Source organism: Bacillus sp. SORGH_AS_0510 (assembly GCF_030818775.1).
In the GTDB taxonomy this organism is placed as follows: Bacteria; Bacillota; Bacilli; order Bacillales; family Cytobacillaceae; genus Neobacillus.
In genome coordinates this window covers 38,591-56,193 of the sequence record NZ_JAUTAU010000001.1, presented here as the reverse complement: position 1 = coordinate 56,193, position 17,603 = coordinate 38,591, and the positions used below count along the sequence as shown (strand labels likewise).

Annotated in this window: 14 protein-coding genes, 10 tRNA genes, 1 rRNA gene and 2 pseudogenes; 22 read left to right on the top strand and 5 right to left on the bottom strand. The window is 39.8% G+C overall.

Annotated features, from left to right (window positions below; all coding sequences use genetic code 11):
- Nucleotides 1-52 precede the first annotated feature (52 nt).
- The 12 genes and pseudogenes from rrf (at nt 53) to rocF (ending at nt 2,947) form a co-directional block, all read left to right on the top strand.
- A 5S ribosomal RNA gene (gene rrf, locus QE429_RS00355) occupies nt 53-169 on the top strand.
- A gap of 14 nt (nt 170-183) precedes the next feature.
- Nucleotides 184-258: transfer RNA gene (locus tag QE429_RS00350), tRNA-Asn, on the top strand.
- Nucleotides 259-287: 29 nt separating this feature from the next.
- Nucleotides 288-360 (top strand) — tRNA-Thr (locus tag QE429_RS00345).
- A gap of 18 nt (nt 361-378) precedes the next feature.
- Nucleotides 379-453, top strand: a tRNA-Glu gene (locus tag QE429_RS00340).
- A gap of 4 nt (nt 454-457) precedes the next feature.
- A tRNA-Val gene (locus tag QE429_RS00335) sits at nt 458-533 on the top strand.
- 161 nt (nt 534-694) lie between these two features.
- Nucleotides 695-770, top strand: a tRNA-Thr gene (locus QE429_RS00330).
- 18 nt (nt 771-788) lie between these two features.
- Nucleotides 789-873 (top strand) — tRNA-Tyr (locus tag QE429_RS00325).
- A gap of 47 nt (nt 874-920) precedes the next feature.
- Nucleotides 921-995: transfer RNA gene (locus QE429_RS00320), tRNA-Gln, on the top strand.
- 1 nt (nt 996) lies between these two features.
- Nucleotides 997-1,069, top strand: a tRNA-Lys gene (locus QE429_RS00315).
- Nucleotides 1,070-1,122: 53 nt separating this feature from the next.
- A tRNA-Gly gene (locus QE429_RS00310) sits at nt 1,123-1,197 on the top strand.
- A gap of 5 nt (nt 1,198-1,202) precedes the next feature.
- Nucleotides 1,203-1,278 (top strand) — tRNA-Ala (locus QE429_RS00305).
- Nucleotides 1,279-2,073: 795 nt separating this feature from the next.
- Nucleotides 2,074-2,947, top strand: a pseudogene (rocF, locus tag QE429_RS00300) (arginase).
- A gap of 39 nt (nt 2,948-2,986) precedes the next feature.
- Here the strand turns inward: rocF and QE429_RS00295 are convergent.
- Nucleotides 2,987-3,151 (bottom strand): aspartyl-phosphate phosphatase Spo0E family protein, encoded by a 165-nt coding sequence (locus tag QE429_RS00295; protein WP_307282705.1) that lies wholly within the window; start codon nt 3,149-3,151, stop codon nt 2,987-2,989.
- A gap of 197 nt (nt 3,152-3,348) precedes the next feature.
- On the opposite strand from QE429_RS00295, the gene sigW reads away from it, so the two are divergent.
- The 10 genes and pseudogenes from sigW to QE429_RS00245 all read left to right on the top strand — a co-directional run bounded on the left by sigW (nt 3,349) and on the right by QE429_RS00245 (nt 14,100).
- On the top strand, nt 3,349-3,912 hold the full coding sequence (sigW, locus tag QE429_RS00290) for an RNA polymerase sigma factor SigW (RefSeq protein ID WP_307282702.1): 564 nt from the start codon (nt 3,349-3,351) through the stop codon (nt 3,910-3,912).
- Nucleotides 3,913-3,930: 18 nt separating this feature from the next.
- Nucleotides 3,931-4,554, top strand: a complete 624-nt coding sequence (locus tag QE429_RS00285; protein ID WP_307282700.1) for an anti-sigma factor family protein — start codon at nt 3,931-3,933, stop codon at nt 4,552-4,554.
- 375 nt (nt 4,555-4,929) lie between these two features.
- A complete protein-coding gene (gene cdaA / locus QE429_RS00280; RefSeq protein ID WP_307282698.1) occupies nt 4,930-5,757 on the top strand; it encodes a diadenylate cyclase CdaA in 828 nt (275 codons plus the stop codon).
- Entirely contained in the window at nt 5,750-6,982 is a 1,233-nt protein-coding gene (locus QE429_RS00275) for a CdaR family protein (RefSeq protein WP_307282696.1), read from the top strand. The genes cdaA and QE429_RS00275 overlap by 8 nt, the downstream gene beginning before the upstream one ends.
- Nucleotides 6,983-7,022: 40 nt before the next feature.
- Nucleotides 7,023-8,372, top strand: coding sequence for a phosphoglucosamine mutase (gene glmM, locus QE429_RS00270; protein WP_307282694.1), 1,350 nt, complete (start codon nt 7,023-7,025; stop codon nt 8,370-8,372).
- 496 nt (nt 8,373-8,868) lie between these two features.
- A pseudogene (gene glmS, locus QE429_RS00265) lies at nt 8,869-10,672 on the top strand (glutamine--fructose-6-phosphate transaminase (isomerizing)).
- 120 nt (nt 10,673-10,792) lie between these two features.
- The gene (locus QE429_RS00260) at nt 10,793-11,515 is read left to right on the top strand and encodes a hypothetical protein (RefSeq protein ID WP_307282691.1); all 723 of its coding nucleotides are present in this window, start codon (nt 10,793-10,795) and stop codon (nt 11,513-11,515) included.
- 2 nt (nt 11,516-11,517) lie between these two features.
- On the top strand, nt 11,518-12,255 hold the full coding sequence (locus QE429_RS00255; RefSeq protein ID WP_307282689.1) for a hypothetical protein: 738 nt from the start codon (nt 11,518-11,520) through the stop codon (nt 12,253-12,255).
- A 130-nt stretch (nt 12,256-12,385) separates the two neighbouring features.
- On the top strand, nt 12,386-13,303 hold the full coding sequence (locus tag QE429_RS00250; RefSeq protein ID WP_307282686.1) for a class I SAM-dependent methyltransferase: 918 nt from the start codon (nt 12,386-12,388) through the stop codon (nt 13,301-13,303).
- A 98-nt stretch (nt 13,304-13,401) separates the two neighbouring features.
- Nucleotides 13,402-14,100 carry an AIM24 family protein gene (locus tag QE429_RS00245; protein WP_307282683.1) on the top strand — a complete coding sequence of 233 codons (699 nt, stop codon included), beginning with the start codon at nt 13,402-13,404 and terminating at the stop codon, nt 14,098-14,100.
- A 354-nt stretch (nt 14,101-14,454) separates the two neighbouring features.
- Here the strand turns inward: QE429_RS00245 and QE429_RS00240 are convergent, their stop codons facing one another.
- The 4 genes from QE429_RS00240 to QE429_RS00225 form a co-directional block, all read right to left on the bottom strand.
- Nucleotides 14,455-14,685, bottom strand: coding sequence for a hypothetical protein (locus QE429_RS00240; protein ID WP_307282681.1), 231 nt, complete (start codon nt 14,683-14,685; stop codon nt 14,455-14,457).
- A gap of 99 nt (nt 14,686-14,784) precedes the next feature.
- The gene (gene istB, locus QE429_RS00235) at nt 14,785-15,537 is read right to left on the bottom strand and encodes an IS21-like element helper ATPase IstB (protein WP_307282679.1); all 753 of its coding nucleotides are present in this window, start codon (nt 15,535-15,537) and stop codon (nt 14,785-14,787) included.
- Nucleotides 15,530-16,819, bottom strand: coding sequence for an IS21 family transposase (istA, locus tag QE429_RS00230; RefSeq protein ID WP_307282676.1), 1,290 nt, complete (start codon nt 16,817-16,819; stop codon nt 15,530-15,532). The genes istB and istA overlap by 8 nt, the downstream gene beginning before the upstream one ends.
- A gap of 31 nt (nt 16,820-16,850) precedes the next feature.
- Nucleotides 16,851-17,570 carry a nuclease-related domain-containing protein gene (locus QE429_RS00225; RefSeq protein WP_307282674.1) on the bottom strand — a complete coding sequence of 240 codons (720 nt, stop codon included), beginning with the start codon at nt 17,568-17,570 and terminating at the stop codon, nt 16,851-16,853.
- Nucleotides 17,571-17,603 lie beyond the last annotated feature (33 nt).

Genomic DNA, 17,603 nt, shown 5'->3' with positions numbered 1-17,603 from the left:
TCTTGAAAAAATTAAAAAAGACATTATAATAAAATAGTGTCAAATAAAATAGTCTGGTAATTATGGCGAGAAGGTCACACCCGTTCCCATACCGAACACGGAAGTTAAGCTTCTCAGCGCCGATGGTAGTTGGGACGAAAGTCCCTGTGAGAGTAGGACATTGCCAGGCTGTTATATTATTGTTCCGCAGTAGCTCAGTGGTAGAGCTATCGGCTGTTAACCGATCGGTCGTAGGTTCGAGTCCTACCTGCGGAGCCATTTTTATGTCATCAAGTAAATTCAGCTATGCTTCCATAGCTCAGTAGGTAGAGCACTTCCATGGTAAGGAAGAGGTCAGCGGTTCGAGCCCGCTTGGAAGCTTACCTATATTAATATTATGGCCCCTTGGTCAAGCGGTTAAGACACCGCCCTTTCACGGCGGTAACACGGGTTCGAATCCCGTAGGGGTCACCATTTCGGAGGATTAGCTCAGCTGGGAGAGCATCTGCCTTACAAGCAGAGGGTCGGCGGTTCGATCCCGTCATCCTCCACCATATAATATGCCGGTGTAGCTCAATTGGTAGAGCACGACCGAATAAGCTTCCTGAAATATCATCAGCATACTGACCGAGCTGCTCCTTGAATAAGCTTTCTGAGGTCAGGATGACGATAATAAGGACAGCGTGTACAATCTAATATTTTTTTCAAACTATTTGCCGGTGTAGCTCAATTGGTAGAGCAACTGACTTGTAATCAGTAGGTTGGGGGTTCAAGTCCTCTCGCCGGCACCACTTTTTAAAAATAAATATGGAGGGGTAGCGAAGTGGCTAAACGCGGCGGACTGTAAATCCGCTCCCTCCGGGTTCGGCGGTTCGAATCCGTCCCCCTCCACCATTTATATTTTTAAAAAAGTTGGACATACTATAAGTGTAAATCACTATTGGGCTATAGCCAAGCGGTAAGGCATCGCACTTTGACTGCGACATGCGTTGGTTCAAATCCAGCTAGCCCAGCCAAGAGCCATTAGCTCAGTTGGTAGAGCATCTGACTTTTAATCAGAGGGTCGAAGGTTCGAGTCCTTCATGGCTCATAATTAAAGATAAAACCCTGGGAGATATATCCTCGGGTTTTATCTACGAGTTTGCGGAAGTAGTTCAGTGGTAGAACACCACCTTGCCAAGGTGGGGGTCGCGGGTTCGAATCCCGTCTTCCGCTCCATAGATGGGGCCTTAGCTCAGCTGGGAGAGCGCCTGCTTTGCACGCAGGAGGTCAGCGGTTCGATCCCGCTAGGCTCCACCATCACACTACATAATTCGCCTTAAATCAGATGATGATTTAAGGCTTTTTTTATTTTTATGAGCTGGAATTTTATCTTATAAGAATAGAAGGTCGCATAGAGAGGTTCTATGAGCCTGTGATCTGGATTATTAAGAGAGAAAGGTCGCGTAGAGGGGTTCTATGAGCCCGAGATCTGGATTATTAAGAAAAAAAGGACGCATAGAGAGGTTCTATGAGCCCGAGATCTGGATTATTAAGAAAAAATGGACGCGTAGAGAGGTTCTATGAGCCCGAGATCTAGATTATTAAGAATAAAAGGACGCGTAGAGAGGTTCTATGAGCCCGAGATCTGGATTATTAAGAGAGAAAGGAAGCGTAGAGGGGTTCTATGAGCCCGAGATCTGAATTATAAAGAGGGAAAGGACGCGTAGAGGGTGTTCTATGAGCCCGAGATCTAGATTATAAAGAGAGAAAGGTCGCGTAGAGAGGTGCTATGAGCCCGAATTCTGGATTGTTAAGAAAAAAAGGACGCGTAGAGGGGTTCTATGAGCCTATGATCTGGATTATTAAGAAAAAAAGGACGCGTAAAGAGGTGCTATGAGCCCGAACTCTGGATTGTTAAGAAAAAAAGGTCGCGTAGAGCAGTCCCTGAATCATAATCATGATTTTTTAGTAAAAACACCCGAACACCCTACCGCTTACCGCATATATATACACAATTCTGTCGAGTTGAGTCATTTGTTTGAAAGCGGTTAAAATAGAAGTAATAAGGGCTAGGGAGGAATTGCATTGACTAAGAAACTTTCAATTATTGGAATGCCTATGGACTTAGGCCAAATGCGTCGTGGAGTAGATATGGGGCCTAGTGCCATCCGCTATGCAGGAATCTACGAGCGATTAAAACCGCTGTTTGAAGAAATTCATGATTTAGGTGATATCCCGGTCGGAAGACCTGAAGTTGTCGTAGATAAGGAATCGAATTTACGAAATTTAGACCTGGTTGCCGAAAAAAGTACTTTGCTGGCTGAGAAAGTAGACGAGGCTGTCCAATCTGGAGCATTTCCACTTGTTTTGGGTGGAGACCATAGCATTGCGATTGGTACATTAGCTGGTGTTTCTAAGCATTATAAAAATCTTGGTGTGATCTGGTATGATGCGCATGGTGATTTGAATACAGCGGAGACAAGCCCAACAGGAAACATCCATGGAATGCCTTTAGCAGTCAGCCTTGGATGGGGTCACTCTTTATTAACCCAGATCCTTAACTATTCCCCAAAAGTAAAGCCTGAAAATGTAGTCATTATTGGTGCAAGAGCACTTGATGATGGTGAAAAAGAATTAATAAAAGAAAAAGGGATAAAAGTCTATACCATGCATGAAATCGACCGTTTAGGTATGACGAAAGTAATGGAAGAAACTATTTCATATCTTAAGGAAAAAAACAGATGGGGTTCACTTGTCACTAGATTTAGATGGATTAGATCCAAGCGACGCTCCAGGAGTAGGTACACCGGTTATGGGCGGAATAAGCTACAGAGAAAGTCATCTTGCGATGGAAATGCTCGAGGAAGCGAAAATTATTACTTCTGCAGAATTCGTAGAAGTGAATCCCATTTTAGATGAAAAGAATAAAACAGCTGTCTGTGCTGTTGAACTGATGGGATCATTATTTGGAGAAAAACTTTTATAATAAATTAAAAGCAGCTGCCCGAATTTCTGCAGCTGCTTTTTACATTTTTGATTCTAAGGTATGATATTGATACAGTAATAAATCGAGCTTTTTACTTGCTGCTATGACGCGGGGATGTAACAAAGAAGTCTCAGATGCAAGCCGAACCATTTCATGTCGGCAGTTTTCTATTTCCTCCAATAATTTAGGACGTTGAAGACCCACTTTGCCATTACCTCTTTTCTATAAAATCGTTATTGTTATCTTTTTACCCCAAGGAAAAAACTTTAAACTAATTGCTTACCGTAATTAGTAAATTTTTGTTAATATTATAGATGTTGAGAAGATTTTTCGTTTTAAACGAAACTTTTTTGCTAGGGATACGTAGTATCGTATAGCAGCATTGGAGCTGAGGTAATTTAATGGAAGCTATTATTAAAAAAAGAATAAAACAAGTTATTAAAGGCGACCAAGATGCCTTTGGTGAAATCGTTGAGATATATAAAAATAGCGTCTATCAGCTTTGTTATAGAATGCTTGGGAATCGCCATGAAGCAGAAGACGTAGCACAGGAAGCTTTTATCCGTGCATATGTAAATATCAAATCGTTTAACCAAGACTTAAAGTTTTCAACCTGGCTGTTTCGGATTGCTACTAATTTATGTATTGATCGCATGAGAAAAAAGAAACCCGATTATTATTTAGATGCAGAGGTAGCAGGAACAGAAGGATTAACGATGTATGCGCAGGTCCCATCAAATACGCCGTTGCCGGAAAAAGAGGTTGAAAGCTTAGAACTGCATGAAACTGTTCAGCAGGAAATATTAAAACTGCCAGAAAAATACCGTTCTGCAATCGTATTAAAATACATTGAAGAACTGTCATTAAATGAAATTAGTGAAATTCTTGATTTGCCACTAGGAACGGTCAAAACAAGAATTCACCGAGGACGAGAAGCGTTGAGACAACAATTAAGATATGTGTGATAAGAGGTGAAACGTTAAATGTGTCCAGAACAAATCATTGAACTAATGCACGAATTTTTAGATGAAGAAATAGAACCAGAAAAGGAACAAATATTAAGAGAGCATCTTAAAAGCTGCGCAGAATGCGATGCGATTTTTCATGAACTAAAAAGAACGATTGCTTTTGTAAAGAGCACTTCTCATATGCAAGCTCCAGATGATTTTACGGCGAATGTGTTAGCTCGTCTCCCAAAAGAAAAGAAACAGATTTCGATGCAGAGATGGTTGAAGAATCATCCTATACTTGCTGCCGCATCCGTATTCGTAGTCTTAATGTTGGGAAGCTTATTCTCTACATGGAACCAGGACCAGGAATTTGCTGTATCTAAGCAAAAGAACCTTATCGTCAAAAATAATACTGTTATTGTTCCTAAAGGGGAAGTTGTAAAGGGCGATGTTACTGTTCGTAATGGAAAACTGAAAATAGAGGGAGAAGTCCAAGGAGACGTGACAGTCATCCATGGTGAGAAATATTTAGCGTCTGCGGGACATGTAACCGGAAAAATTGAAGAGGTAAATGAGGTGTTTGACTGGATATGGTATCATATGAAAAAGACAGGACAAGATGTCTTGGCCCTTTTTGACCAGCCAGCAACAAATTAAAGACAAATCACTCTGTGTATGAGTGATTTGTTTTTTTACAAGGCTCTGTTAAACTTGCCTGTTGATTTCCGCTCCAGACGCGAGCGGTTCGTGGGTGTTTCGGCGAGCCTCCTCGACGCAAGCGTCTGCGGGGTCTCCCCTGAACCATACTCCCACAGGAGTCTTCGCGTCTTCCGCTCCAATCAACAGGGTGCAATAATCAACATTGTTCTTTAACACAGCCTTTTACAAAGAATGTCTAAATTATCCTTGAAGTGTCAGGAAAGAGGGAGTTTTCGCCTAAATATAGACATATAATAAGCATATGAAGAATTTATGGTATAATAATTGAGTTGTCATGAAAATAGGTTTTTATAAAATTACGGAGGAAAAACAATGCAGTTTGCTGATTTCACTGTATGGAAGTATTTAGCTAGTATTGTTGATATTGTCCTCGTATGGTATGTCATTTATAAACTGATTAATGTGATAAAAGGAACAAAAGCTGTTCAATTATTAAAAGGGATACTGGTGATTCTCTTAGTCAGAGTGGTCAGTGAGTTCCTTGGCTTAGCCACATTAAGCTGGATGATGCAACAGGCCATAAATTGGGGATTTCTTGCTATAATCATTATTTTTCAGCCTGAACTTAGGAGAGCTCTTGAGCAATTGGGGAGAGGGCGGTTCTTTTCAAGGAGCAGTAATCCGGATGATGATGACCAGGAAAAAACAGTCGAAGCGATTATTAAGGCTACCGACTATATGGCAAAACGACGGATTGGCGCTTTGATCTCCATTGAAAGAGAAACGGGTATGAGTGATTACATAGAAACAGGAATACATTTAGGTTCAACGATTTCTTCGGAATTGCTCATTAACATTTTCATTCCAAACACACCACTACATGATGGGGCTGTTATTATTCAAAAGAACAGTGTGGCAGCGGCTGCCTGTTATCTACCTTTGTCAGAAAGTCCATTTATTTCAAAGGAGTTAGGTACCCGGCACCGAGCGGCACTAGGAATAAGTGAAGTAACCGACAGTATTACGGTTGTTGTTTCAGAGGAGACTGGTAGTATTTCTCTTACAAAGAACGGAGAATTGCACCGTGATTTAAAGTCGGAAGGATTAAAAGAATTACTTACGAGTGAATTAGTCATTCATAACAAAGCGAAACAAGCTTCTTCCGCTCGTTGGAACTGGAGGGGGAAGAATAATGGATAAATTGATGGATAACCCATGGTTTATAAAAATTCTTGCGTTGTTATTGGCTGTTCTGTTATATAACTCGATCCCGCCGCACACAGGAAAACAACTATCGGATGTGAATGTACCAGGAGTACAATCGACCGTCACAATTAAGGATTTCCCTGTAAAAGTGTATTATGATACAGAAAATTTAGTGGTCTCTGGTATCCCAGATACAGTGGATATTACTTTAAAAGGACCAAAGACACATGTACAGTCTGCCAATGCGCTAAGGAACTTTGAAGTATTCGTAGATTTAACAAATGCAAAAATTGGTAAGCAAAAAGTGAAACTAGAGGTCAAAGATCTCTCTGATAAACTAACGGCAACCATGAAACCAGGTACTGTTACAGTGTCTGTACAAGAAAAAATCACCAAGGAATTCAAAGTCGAGGCAGAATTCAATAAGAATCAAATCGAGGATGGATATTCCGCCGGACAACCTGTGGTAGAACCAAATAAAGTAAAAATCACAGGTGCAAAAAGTGCAATCGATCGAATTACTTATGTAAAAGCGACTGTAGAGGCAAAAGAAAAGTGGAAGAATTCATTAACGAAGGAAGCTACTGTCCAAGTATTAGACAAGGATTTAAATAAATTGGATGTTACGGTGGAGCCAAGTACGGTAAAAGTCACGATTCCGATTAAGGATAATAGTAAGACCGTTCCCATAACGATACAAAAGAAGGGAACACCACCAGCAGGAGTGACAATCGAATCCATTGATTTAGATGTAAAAGAAGCAACCATTATTGGTCCTGAAGAGATTCTCAAGGAAACAGAAAGTGTCCGTGTAGAAGTGGATGTAAGTAAAATTACGGATAATACCACACTCGACTTACCTGTTATCATTTCAAATGGAATAACAAAGGTGACACCGCAAATGGTGAAGGCCACAATTGTTGTCAAAAAGACAGAAGAAAAGACCGTTTCGAGCATTCCTTTAAAAATTCGTGGATTGTCAGATAACTACACTGTGGAGATTAATGATCCGGCGAATCAAATGATAAGTTTATTGGTTTATGGTCCAAGTGCGGCTGTCGGTGGCTTAAAGCCTGAAGACTTCAGTGTATATGTGGACCTATCCAGCCTTTCGGAGGGGGAACACGATGTGAATATTCAAATCGAAGGTCCTAAAGATGTGGATTGGAAACCAGATAAAGCAAAGGCGAGCATAACGATCACTAAAAATAATGCATAGATCAGATACAGCCTATATATTGAAGGAGCGATTTTTAAAAATGGGAAAATATTTTGGTACCGATGGCGTACGCGGAGTAGCAAATAGTGAATTAACACCTGAATTAGCCTTTAAATTAGGCCGATTCGGCGGGTATGTTTTAACAAAGGATAAGGATCGTCCAAAAGTACTAATTGGACGTGACACTCGTATATCTGGCCATATGCTCGAAGGCGCCCTCGTAGCAGGATTATTGTCAACTGGTGCTGAGGTTATGCGTTTAGGCGTTATTTCAACACCAGGTGTTTCTTATTTAACAAAAGCGTTAGGTGCGCAGGCGGGTGTAATGATTTCTGCTTCACATAACCCTGTAGCGGATAACGGTATTAAGTTCTTCGGTCCAGACGGATTTAAACTGTCTGATGAACAAGAAAATGAAATTGAAGAGTTAATGGACTTACCTGAAGATCAACTGCCACGTCCAACGGGTGGAGATCTTGGACAAGTCATGGATTATTTCGAAGGTGGACAAAAGTATCTTCAATACTTAAAGAATAGTGTGGATGAAGATTTCTCCGGCATTCATATTGCATTAGACTGTGCACACGGAGCAACTTCATCATTAGCCTCTCACCTATTTGCTGATTTAGATGCCGATCTATCAACGATGGGAGCTTCTCCTAATGGGCTAAATATTAATGCAGGTGTTGGCTCTACCCACCCTGAAGCACTTGCTGCTTTAGTAAAAGAAAAAGGTGCCGATGTTGGCTTATCTTTTGATGGTGATGGCGACCGCTTAATCGCAATCGACGAAAAAGGAAATATTGTCGATGGAGATCAAATTCTTTATATTTGCGGTAAGTACATGAAGGAACATGGCCGCTTAAAGCACGGAACGATTGTTTCAACAGTTATGAGTAACCTTGGTTTTTATAAGGCCTTAGAAAACCACGGAATTACCAGCGTACCAACAGCGGTTGGAGACCGCTATGTGGTGGAAGAAATGAAGAAAAGTGGATTTAATCTAGGCGGAGAACAATCCGGGCATATTATTTTCTTAGATTACAACACAACAGGAGACGGCTTATTAACTGGCTTACAATTAGTAAATATTATGAAGGCAACACAAAAGCCATTATCAGAGCTTGCGGGCGAAATGAAAAAATTCCCTCAAAAGCTTGTGAATGTTCGAGTAACAGATAAGCACCATGTAACGGACAATGCCCGCGTAAAGGAAGTCATTGAACAGGTAGAGGCTGAAATGGCTGGCGACGGAAGAATTCTTGTCCGTCCTTCAGGTACGGAACCGCTTGTTCGTGTAATGGCAGAAGCACCAACACAGGAGCTATGCGATTCATATGTAGATCGTATTGTCGCCGTTGTAAAAGAGGAAATGGAATTAAAAGAATAATGGAAACGAGGCTCCAGCATAAAAGCTGGAGCTTTTCCAATATGGGGGAACTAGGGAGGAGCTCTCTGCATACTTTATTATGTATTATCGGTTATATATGGAAAAATTTATATTTTTAGGTTATTAGTTGACGGACTCTGCCAATCATAGTAGTATTAACATGCTTTGTTTTTTAAAGCAGGTTGACCATTCTAATATGGAAAGGTGGATAGTAAGGTTATAACTACAATAAAAGCGCCTGAACTAATCTTCAGTGGGTAGATTAGTTGACGAGGAGGAGGTTTATCGAATGATCGGCGGATACCTCCCGGTTGCGACGCACAACCGAAAAAATTCTTCTTTAAAACATTGGGGCAACTCAGTGCACAAAGAGAAGAATATGCGCATACTAAATTTAATGTTTAAAACGGTATAGACAGATACCTAAAAAACAGAGATAAGGGGGCAAGTCTGCCTCCAAAGAGCCTTGCCCCCTGTATCAGGGAGGAAACAGAAAATGTGTGGAATTGTTGGATATATTGGAAATAACGACTCGAAAGAAATCCTATTAAAAGGGTTAGAAAAACTTGAATATAGAGGATACGACTCAGCAGGTATTGCTGTAAAGAACGAAAACGGCATTCATGTGTTTAAAGAAAAAGGCCGTATTGCTGATTTACGCGACATTGTAGACCAAGATGTTATGGCTAATATCGGGATTGGTCATACTCGCTGGGCAACACACGGTGTTCCAAGCAAAGTGAACTCTCACCCGCATCAAAGTACTTCAGCCCGTTTTACATTAGTTCACAATGGTGTGATTGAGAACTATGATCTGTTAAAGAACGACTATTTAACAGACGTAAACTTCGTAAGTGAAACAGACACTGAAGTAATCGTACAGTTGATTGAACGCTTTGTTAACAAAGGTTTAGATGTTTTGGAATCATTCCGTAAAACATTAACGTTGTTGCATGGTTCTTATGCTCTTGCTCTATTAGATGCAGAGGACAATGACACCATTTATGTTGCGAAAAACAAGAGTCCACTTCTTGTGGGTCTTGGTAATGGCTTTAACGTAGTAGCAAGTGACGCGATGGCAATGCTTCAAGTAACTGATCAATACGTGGAACTAATGGACAAAGAAATCGTCATCGTTACAAAAGACGAAGTGACAATCCAAAACTTAAACGGCGAAATCATCAACCGTGCTCCATACAAAGCAGAACTTGATGCAAGTGATATTGAAAAGGGTACGTACCCACACTATATGCTTAAAGAGATTGATGAACAGCCGCTAGTGATGCGTCGTATTATCCAAATGTACCAAGATGAGCAAGGTGAATTAACGATTGATCGTGACATCATCAATGCTGTTAATGCAGCAGACCGTATCTACATCATTGCTGCTGGTACTTCTTATCATGCAGGTCTAGTTGGAAAACAATTCATTGAAAAAATGGCTAAAATTCCAGTTGAGGTTCATATCTCAAGTGAATTCGGCTATAACATGCCGTTGCTTTCTGAAAAGCCGTTGTTTGTCTTCATTTCACAAAGTGGAGAAACAGCAGACAGCCGTGCCGTTCTTGTTAATGTGAAAGAAATGGGTCACCCGGCGTTAACGATTACGAACGTTCCAGGTTCAACACTTTCTCGTGAAGCAGACTATACGCTTTTATTACATGCAGGTCCTGAAATTGCGGTTGCCTCTACAAAGGCTTACACTGCTCAGTTAGCTGTACTTGTTATTTTAGCGGAAGTGGCTGCAAAGAGCCGTAACCTAAGCGTTGATTTTGACCTTGTAAAAGAATTAGGTATTGTGGCTAATGCGATGGAAGTTCTATTGTGATTCGAAAGAAATCATTGAACAGATTACAAGAGAATTCTTATCTGTTACACGCAATTGCTTCTTCATCGGCCGCGGCATTGATTTCTATGTTGGTCTAGAAGGTGCCTTAAAGCTGAAAGAAATTTCTTATATACAGGCAGAAGGTTTTGCTGGCGGTGAATTAAAGCACGGTACCATCGCTTTGATCGAAGAAGGTACACCAGTAATCGCTCTTGCAACGCAGGAAAGTGTTAACCTAAGTATTCGTGGAAATGTTAAAGAAGTTGTAGCCCGCGGTGCAAACCCATGTATCATCTCGATGAAGGGTCTAAACCGTGACGAAGACAGCTTCGTGATTCCAGAAGTAAATGATTTATTAACACCACTTATCTCTGTCATTCCATTACAATTACTTTCATACTACGCAGCCCTACACCGCGATTGCGACGTAGACAAACCGCGTAACCTTGCTAAATCAGTAACGGTTGAGTAATTGTATATAGTAGAAACAAAAGCCTCGCTCCATTAAATTGGAGCGGGGTTTTTTTTAGTTCTATTTAATAAAGGGTAATCGTAGATTATTGGAGAATTATGTAAAGCGGGAGGCGGAAGAATGGATATTACATATGACTTTTCATTTAATCTAATAGAGTTAATTTTTGATCTTATCTCGTGGGCCATAGTGGGGCTGATTGCCTACCGGCTATACAAACGTATACCAGACAAATCAAAGGTTTGGAAGATTATTGTTTGTATTTATATTGGGCTCTTTTCATTTTCTATCAATTGGAATGTGGCGGATACTCCGATAAAGATTGCGATTTTACCATTAGGCGGTTGGGTATTGTATTGGTTATTAAAGAACAAGGTAGGCAGATGGGAGAGATACCGTTCGTTTGCATGGCTGGGATTTTGGGCAAATTTCATCTTTTTAGCAACTACCTTATTATCTATACCAGTTCATCAGGCTATTTACTCGGAAGATGAACTTTCGACTTATATTTCACATGTGGAGGATGCTTCCGTAATCGCTACACATCCTTCTGCAAAGGAGCAAATATTAGATAAGGAAAGCTTACAAAAACAATTACCTAATATGAAGCTCGAAGTGAACCATGGAATTGAATGGTATAACGAAATTGAATCAAGCGTAGTAAAACCTAATAATAGGAGCGAAAAGTTTCCTTATCAACTTATTGATTTTACGTCTAAATGGGGAAGCGACTTTCATGTAGTCATTTATATAGCAGCTGATGGAAAAGGGTTATTAGTAACAACACCAAAAAAGCAGCTTTATTTCCGCTCTAAAGAGTCACTGTTAAGGGGAGGGAACTAGTAATGAATAAAAAAGTGATTATTTTCCCTTTATTAGCTTTTGCCATTGTTGCATCTAGCATATTGGTTTATTGGTATTATTTTTCGAAACCTACTGCGTTTCCCCAAAACGATCAATTAATCGAGAAGATTCATAGTGTTTTTCCGGAAACTTCACCAAATATCATTCAGGATTCCATCGCTATCGATGAGCGGCATCGATTTGTCCCCTTTATTTCGAAGGAGGGTAAGTATGGAGTGAGTTATTGGCAATGGGAACAGCATAAGTGGAATGTTGTTTCCATCAGCACTACAGGTGATATTCATGTTTGGAAAATAGACAATAATGACCCATCAACGTTTTACTTTTTATGGAACTTTCATCCGGATGACCAGGTGAATCAATTGAAATTATATTTGATTAGGGATAGAGGCTATCATGGAGCTAATAGAGAATTATGGTATGAGCCGAGGATCCAAATGGAAAAATTGGTTGAACAAAAAAAGTCCTATGGGGTGTTGAAGATGCCAGCAGAATGGGCTTCCTCTATGAATGCCCTTTTACAAGTCGGTTCCACGGAGCCAACGGGACTTTTTAATAACGGGATCATACCTAATGCAGGGATGTATTTTGGTTATATTCCCTATAACAAGTCGGGGAAAGAAGCAAGAACGATGAATTCTGTAAATGGGAGCAGCTTTCAAATGGGTAATTTTGATCATGAGTATGTCAGGCAGTTAAGTGAATCGGAAATAGAATAAAAATCTTGACAAAATAATTTATTTGTGCTATAATTTTACATTATTGTAAATAAATATAATGTGTCATATAATAAACTCCTGGCAGAATTCTGCTTGGAGTTTTTTTGTTTTTATTAGAGGGGGAGTTTCTTTGGAAAAGAACAAGGAAAGTTTAACGGCATTAGTAAGCTGCTATGCTAGGGGATATCATGCCTTGCAAAGTAACCAACCAATTTTTAATGATTGTGTTGCCAGTACGCTGTTAAAGGAGGAAGAAAAGCAGTTGATCAGCACGAATTGGGCGAATGCCATTGCGTTTTTTGCTCCGGAAAAAAGTGAAACGTTGAAGACATTTGAGGATAAATTGCAATGGGTAATGAACAATCAGACCGTGCCGCAATTAGTCAGCCGTGCTCGCTACGCTGAGGATGGACTTTTATCAGCGATTGAACGAGGTGTCAGACAGTATGTGATTTTGGGTGCAGGCTTTGACACATTTGCATGGAGACAAGAAAACCTCCCTGAAGATTTCATCATCTACGAAGTCGATCACCCTGCAACCCAAGCGTTTAAAATCAACCGTCTGCATGAAATGGAGTTGGAAATGCCTAAGAACGTGAGGTTCGTTCCTGTTGATTTTAAAAAGGACTCTCTTCAGGATGAATTGATCAAGGTCGGCTATAATAAACAAAACTTAACATACTTCAGCTTATTAGGTGTGGTCATGTACCTAGAGAAGCATGATTTCTATCAACTTCTTTCTACTATTTCTGATCTGTCTGTTAATGGTAGTTCATTCATCTTTGATTACCTCGACGATACTGCATTTAATGACGAATTAGCCTCCAAGAAATTAATCCAAATGCGACAAATTACGGCCCATACAGGTGAGCCGATGGTCACCGGTTTTGACCCGCTTACGCTTGACCTGAAACTCCAAGATTGCAATATGTTAGTCTATGAAAATCTATCCCCTGAAAATATTCAAGAGTGGTATTTTACGGATAGAGACGATGACCTGCATGCCTTCGATCATTTTCACTTTGCTCATTTAGTGGTTCAGAAATAAAACTGGGAACACCGTTCAAATTACTTGAATGGTGTATTTTTTTAAAGGGAAAGTATGGTAAAATTTTCAAGGAAGGCGGATATTTAGGAGGGGAAAGATTGAGTAAGTATTCGATTAGTGAATTTATTGATAAAACAGAGCAGGTAGATAAAGGTGAGGGATTCTTTGAATTAGAGACTCCTAGAATGCTAGAGGTAAATCTGGACGGTCAGGTTTGGGCGAAAGCGGGGTCGATGGTTGCGTATCATGGGAAAATCAAGTTTGAGCGCGAAGGAATATTGGAGCATGGACTAGGAACCGCATTCAAGAAGGCCATCACCGGTGAAGGCGCCTCATTAATGAAGGCAGGCGGTCAAGGAAAATTGTATTTAGCAGATTCGGGTAAAAAAATCATCATTCTCCATTTGAACAATGAATCCATCTATGTGAATGGGAATGATTTGCTTGCATTTGAGCCGAGTATTAAGTGGGAGATCAAGTTAATGAAAAAGATTGCCGGGCTAATGGCGGGCGGTTTATTCAATGTTCGTTGCGAAGGAACCGGTATGATTGCTATTACGACTCACTATGAGCCACTCACTCTAAGGGTTACTCCAGGACAGCCTGTCATTACAGATCCGAATGCAACGGTTGCCTGGTCAGGAAATCTTCGTCCGGAGTTTCAGACAGATATCAGTTTGAAGACGTTCTTTGGAAGAGGAAGCGGCGAGTCTATCCAAATGAGATTTGAGGGCGAAGGATTTGTCGTTGTGCAACCATACGAAGAAGTTCGCAGGGTTGAACAAAAGTTAGTTTAATCGTTGATTTGCCGCCGATTAGATCAGCTAATCGGCGGTATTTCTTTGAGTTAGGTGATTATTCGAATGTGGGAATGGAAAAAGGGGAGGATGGTTCCGCAGAGAGGTGCTTCTATTCGACCAAGTTTAAAGGAAAAAGAAGCAAAAGGGTTCGTAAAGGAGTTCTATGCGACCGAAGTTAAAGGAAAAACCAACAAAAGGGTTCGTAGAGGGGATCTCTGCGACCGAATCCAGAGGAAAAAATAACAAAAGGTCTCGTACAGTGAATTTACGAGACCACGGGCAACTTAAATAGCACAAAACAGTCACATACAAAAATATTACTTATTTAAAATAAGGTATTTCAATCTCTGCTCACTCATAGTAAACCCATCTCCCGTATCCTTTTGAACAAAGTTTTGTTCTCAAAATCCTAACAACCCTTTTTCGTGAACCACCCTCACCCTCACCCTCACCCTCACCACACCACTCGTAAACAAGATTAGAAGTAATCTTCCTCTCCGGAAAAAGCAGCTTTAACTCTGCCACAGCTCGGAGGACAGCGGCTTCTAAAGTATCTTCATGGCCGCAAACATCACATACCAAACGTCTATCTCCTTGGAAGGGAGATAGGGAGTGGCACTTTGTACATGTAAATGTCAAGCTAAGTATGTACATTTTTGATTGTTTAAGAATGTACAAAAATTACTCGTTTTCCTTTTCCAAATGATTTTTAATACGATACGAATCACCAATTATGTTCACAACTGTTGCGTGGTGTAATACACGATCCAATATGGCATTTGCTATTTTTGTATCCTGGAAGACCTCATCCCACTGCTTAAAGCTTACATTTGTGGTTAATATGGTGCTTTTTTTCTCATATCTTAAATCAATTAGCTGGAAGAACAATTTGGCATCCTCACGATCAATTGGTAGATATCCAATTTCATCAATAATTAATAACTTATACTTTCCATAATGCTTTAATCGACTTTCTAAGCGATTTTCTAATTTTGCTCTTTTTAATTGCAGGATTAATTCATTACATTTTATAAAATAGGTACTGGTTCGTTTCTTGGCTGCTGCTATCCCTATGGCTGTTGCTAAATGTGTCTTTCCGACTCCACTAGGTCCCAAGAATACGATATTCTCTTTCTCTTCGAGAAATCGTAATGTTGTAAAATCAAGTATTTGCTGCTTGTTTACTGATGGTTGGAAATTAAAATCAAAATCCTTTATCTCTTTACGGTGGGGGAAGGCCCCCACCTTGACCATTGAATTAACCATGGTTTTTTCACGCATATCGATTTCATAATTTGTTAGTTTTAAGAGTGTGTCTACAAAAGATAATTGATTACTCATACCAAAATCAATCGTTTCACCAAGATGACCAATCATCTGTTTTAATTTTAAATACTCAAGGTTTTGCATTAATTGTTGATAACTACTATTCATTTTTATACACCTCATCAATCGCTCGTAAGTTATTTTTAGCCAGCTCATCAATATCCGGAAAGTGCGGAAGCCCTCTTGAGAGTGCCTCAACGTAGTGTTCTTTTTTATAGTTGAGTTTGATTTCACTGACCTCGTGTTTCGCGATTAACTCCGTGTTATAATAAATATGGATTTGATTATCATATACTTGTAAACCAACGGTTTTCCCTTTGTATTCAGCTGGAACTGAATACTGGTTTGATTTATAAGTAATCATGCAAGCGGAATTGACCTGTACAAGTTTATGGTGGATCTTATAAGAATCTCTTATTTGCTTTCTTGGTAGGGGCAATAAGAGATTTTTTTCTTGTTCAATGGCCAAAATAGGTATTTTCCCTGTACCCTGATGGTAACTGTGGTTAATCCGTTCACAAAGGCTCTGCACAAACGCATGAAGCTCCTCATAATCAAATTTTCCCTGATAGGCATGAATCTCGTCTATCAATTTCATAGGACTTTCAACTTTCCCCTTCGTCCTTGGTCGTCCTGCAATACAAGGCCTTACTTTAAACCCAAAATCCTTTTCAAATTGACCAAAGCGTTCATTCACTACTCCCTTTGAATACTCGGTTCGTGGTTCATCCATTACTGTTTTCATATTATCCGTCACAAGGTTTTTAGGCACTCCCCCAATGGCTTCAAAGCTTTCTGTCAGAAAGGACATCAATACGCTTTGTGACTTTGATATTGTTAAATGAAAGGTTCTAAAACGGGAATGGGACAAAAGAAAAACAGCCACATTTACATAAAGAATTTCTCCATCTTTCGTTATATACCGGATATTCTCCTTCCAATCTATTTGAGCTTGTTCACCCGGAAGGGTTTCATAACGAATTACGGAGTGAACAGTTTCTGTACGTTTCCCCTCACTAAAGTATGCTTGAAACTCTGGTTTACGAGCTATATAAGCTCGAAATGTTGACTGGGAACATTCCAGTCCATGATTATCTTTTAAATACTGCCATAGAACACGTTTATAAAAAAATCTCTGCTTAGACTCTCGGGAAAGCAGTAGCTTTATTACTCCGTAATAATCATCTATCTTAGATTCTCTATCTCGTTTCTTTTGAGGCACATATCCATTAATATATTTATCAACTGTCCTCCGATCTACATTTAATTCTCTAGCTAATTTACTCTTGTTAATTTTCATATTTAAATTCTCCATAAGAAGTTTAAGTTTTGGTAAGTCTGTAAGACTGTTGATTTCAAAATTTGTTGTAATATCTAGTTGAACATACATACTCTCCACCTCGATAAGAGTATGCCATGTACTACCCAAAACTGTACATTCTTATACAATCATTTCTGTACATATTAAAATTAGCATTTATAGTACACAGTTTCCCCTTTTTCATTTGGTCAAATTGATAGGGAGGAAATTTGCAAAAGGGATACTCACTTTGGTGCGAAGCCATTAATAGATCAGCAAGCTCCTTATGTCTTTTTGATAGCTTCGAAGGAATTGTGTTTAATTGCTGGACAAGTAGATTTAATTGCGTTGGAAAAATAATGGGCTTGTCAGGGGGAGCCTGATATAAGGTGAACTCAGGGTTAATGAAGACAATGTGACTATCAATAGGTAACTGATAGCCGAGTTTTTTCAAGAATTGGCGAAGTAATGTTTCACACCGCTCCAATTGGTGTAATGGATTTTTCAGATCGTTGCCACCCCGAAGCCTCCGAAACTTTTCATCTTCGTACAAATAGTCGCCTCCGGAATTTTTCACATCGAACACGTAGATCTTTTGTGGAGCAATCAGAAGGGTGTCGATTTGGAAATAAGAGTTGTTAATTTCAAAGAGTAGACCGTTCAAAATGTAAACATCAGATTGAAGCCCCTTTGTCAGCTGATCGAACATCAACTCACCTTCATATCCCTTTTCAAGGGTGCGATAATAATGTTTTTCATCTGATGTTAAATTACCTCGTGCATATAAACTCCTCCAGACTAATAATTCCTTTGATTCGATACGAGACTTTAAAACACCCATTGGCCACTTCCTTTCTGAATAAAAACCTCATAT

Bases quoted from the DNA above. Each gene is read 5' to 3' on its own strand.
- sigW (WP_307282702.1), top strand. From the start codon at position 3,349: ATGGAAGCTATTATTAAAAAAAGAATAAAACAAGTTATTAAAGGCGAC.
- QE429_RS00285 (WP_307282700.1), top strand. From the start codon at position 3,931: ATGTGTCCAGAACAAATCATTGAACTAATGCACGAATTTTTAGATGAA.
- cdaA (WP_307282698.1), top strand. From the start codon at position 4,930: ATGCAGTTTGCTGATTTCACTGTATGGAAGTATTTAGCTAGTATTGTT.
- QE429_RS00275 (WP_307282696.1), top strand. From the start codon at position 5,750: ATGGATAAATTGATGGATAACCCATGGTTTATAAAAATTCTTGCGTTG.
- glmM (WP_307282694.1), top strand. From the start codon at position 7,023: ATGGGAAAATATTTTGGTACCGATGGCGTACGCGGAGTAGCAAATAGT.
- QE429_RS00260 (WP_307282691.1), top strand. From the start codon at position 10,793: ATGGATATTACATATGACTTTTCATTTAATCTAATAGAGTTAATTTTT.
- QE429_RS00255 (WP_307282689.1), top strand. From the start codon at position 11,518: ATGAATAAAAAAGTGATTATTTTCCCTTTATTAGCTTTTGCCATTGTT.
- istB (WP_307282679.1), bottom strand. From the start codon at position 15,537: ATGAATAGTAGTTATCAACAATTAATGCAAAACCTTGAGTATTTAAAA.
- istA (WP_307282676.1), bottom strand. From the start codon at position 16,819: ATGTATGTTCAACTAGATATTACAACAAATTTTGAAATCAACAGTCTT.
- QE429_RS00225 (WP_307282674.1), bottom strand. From the start codon at position 17,570: ATGGGTGTTTTAAAGTCTCGTATCGAATCAAAGGAATTATTAGTCTGG.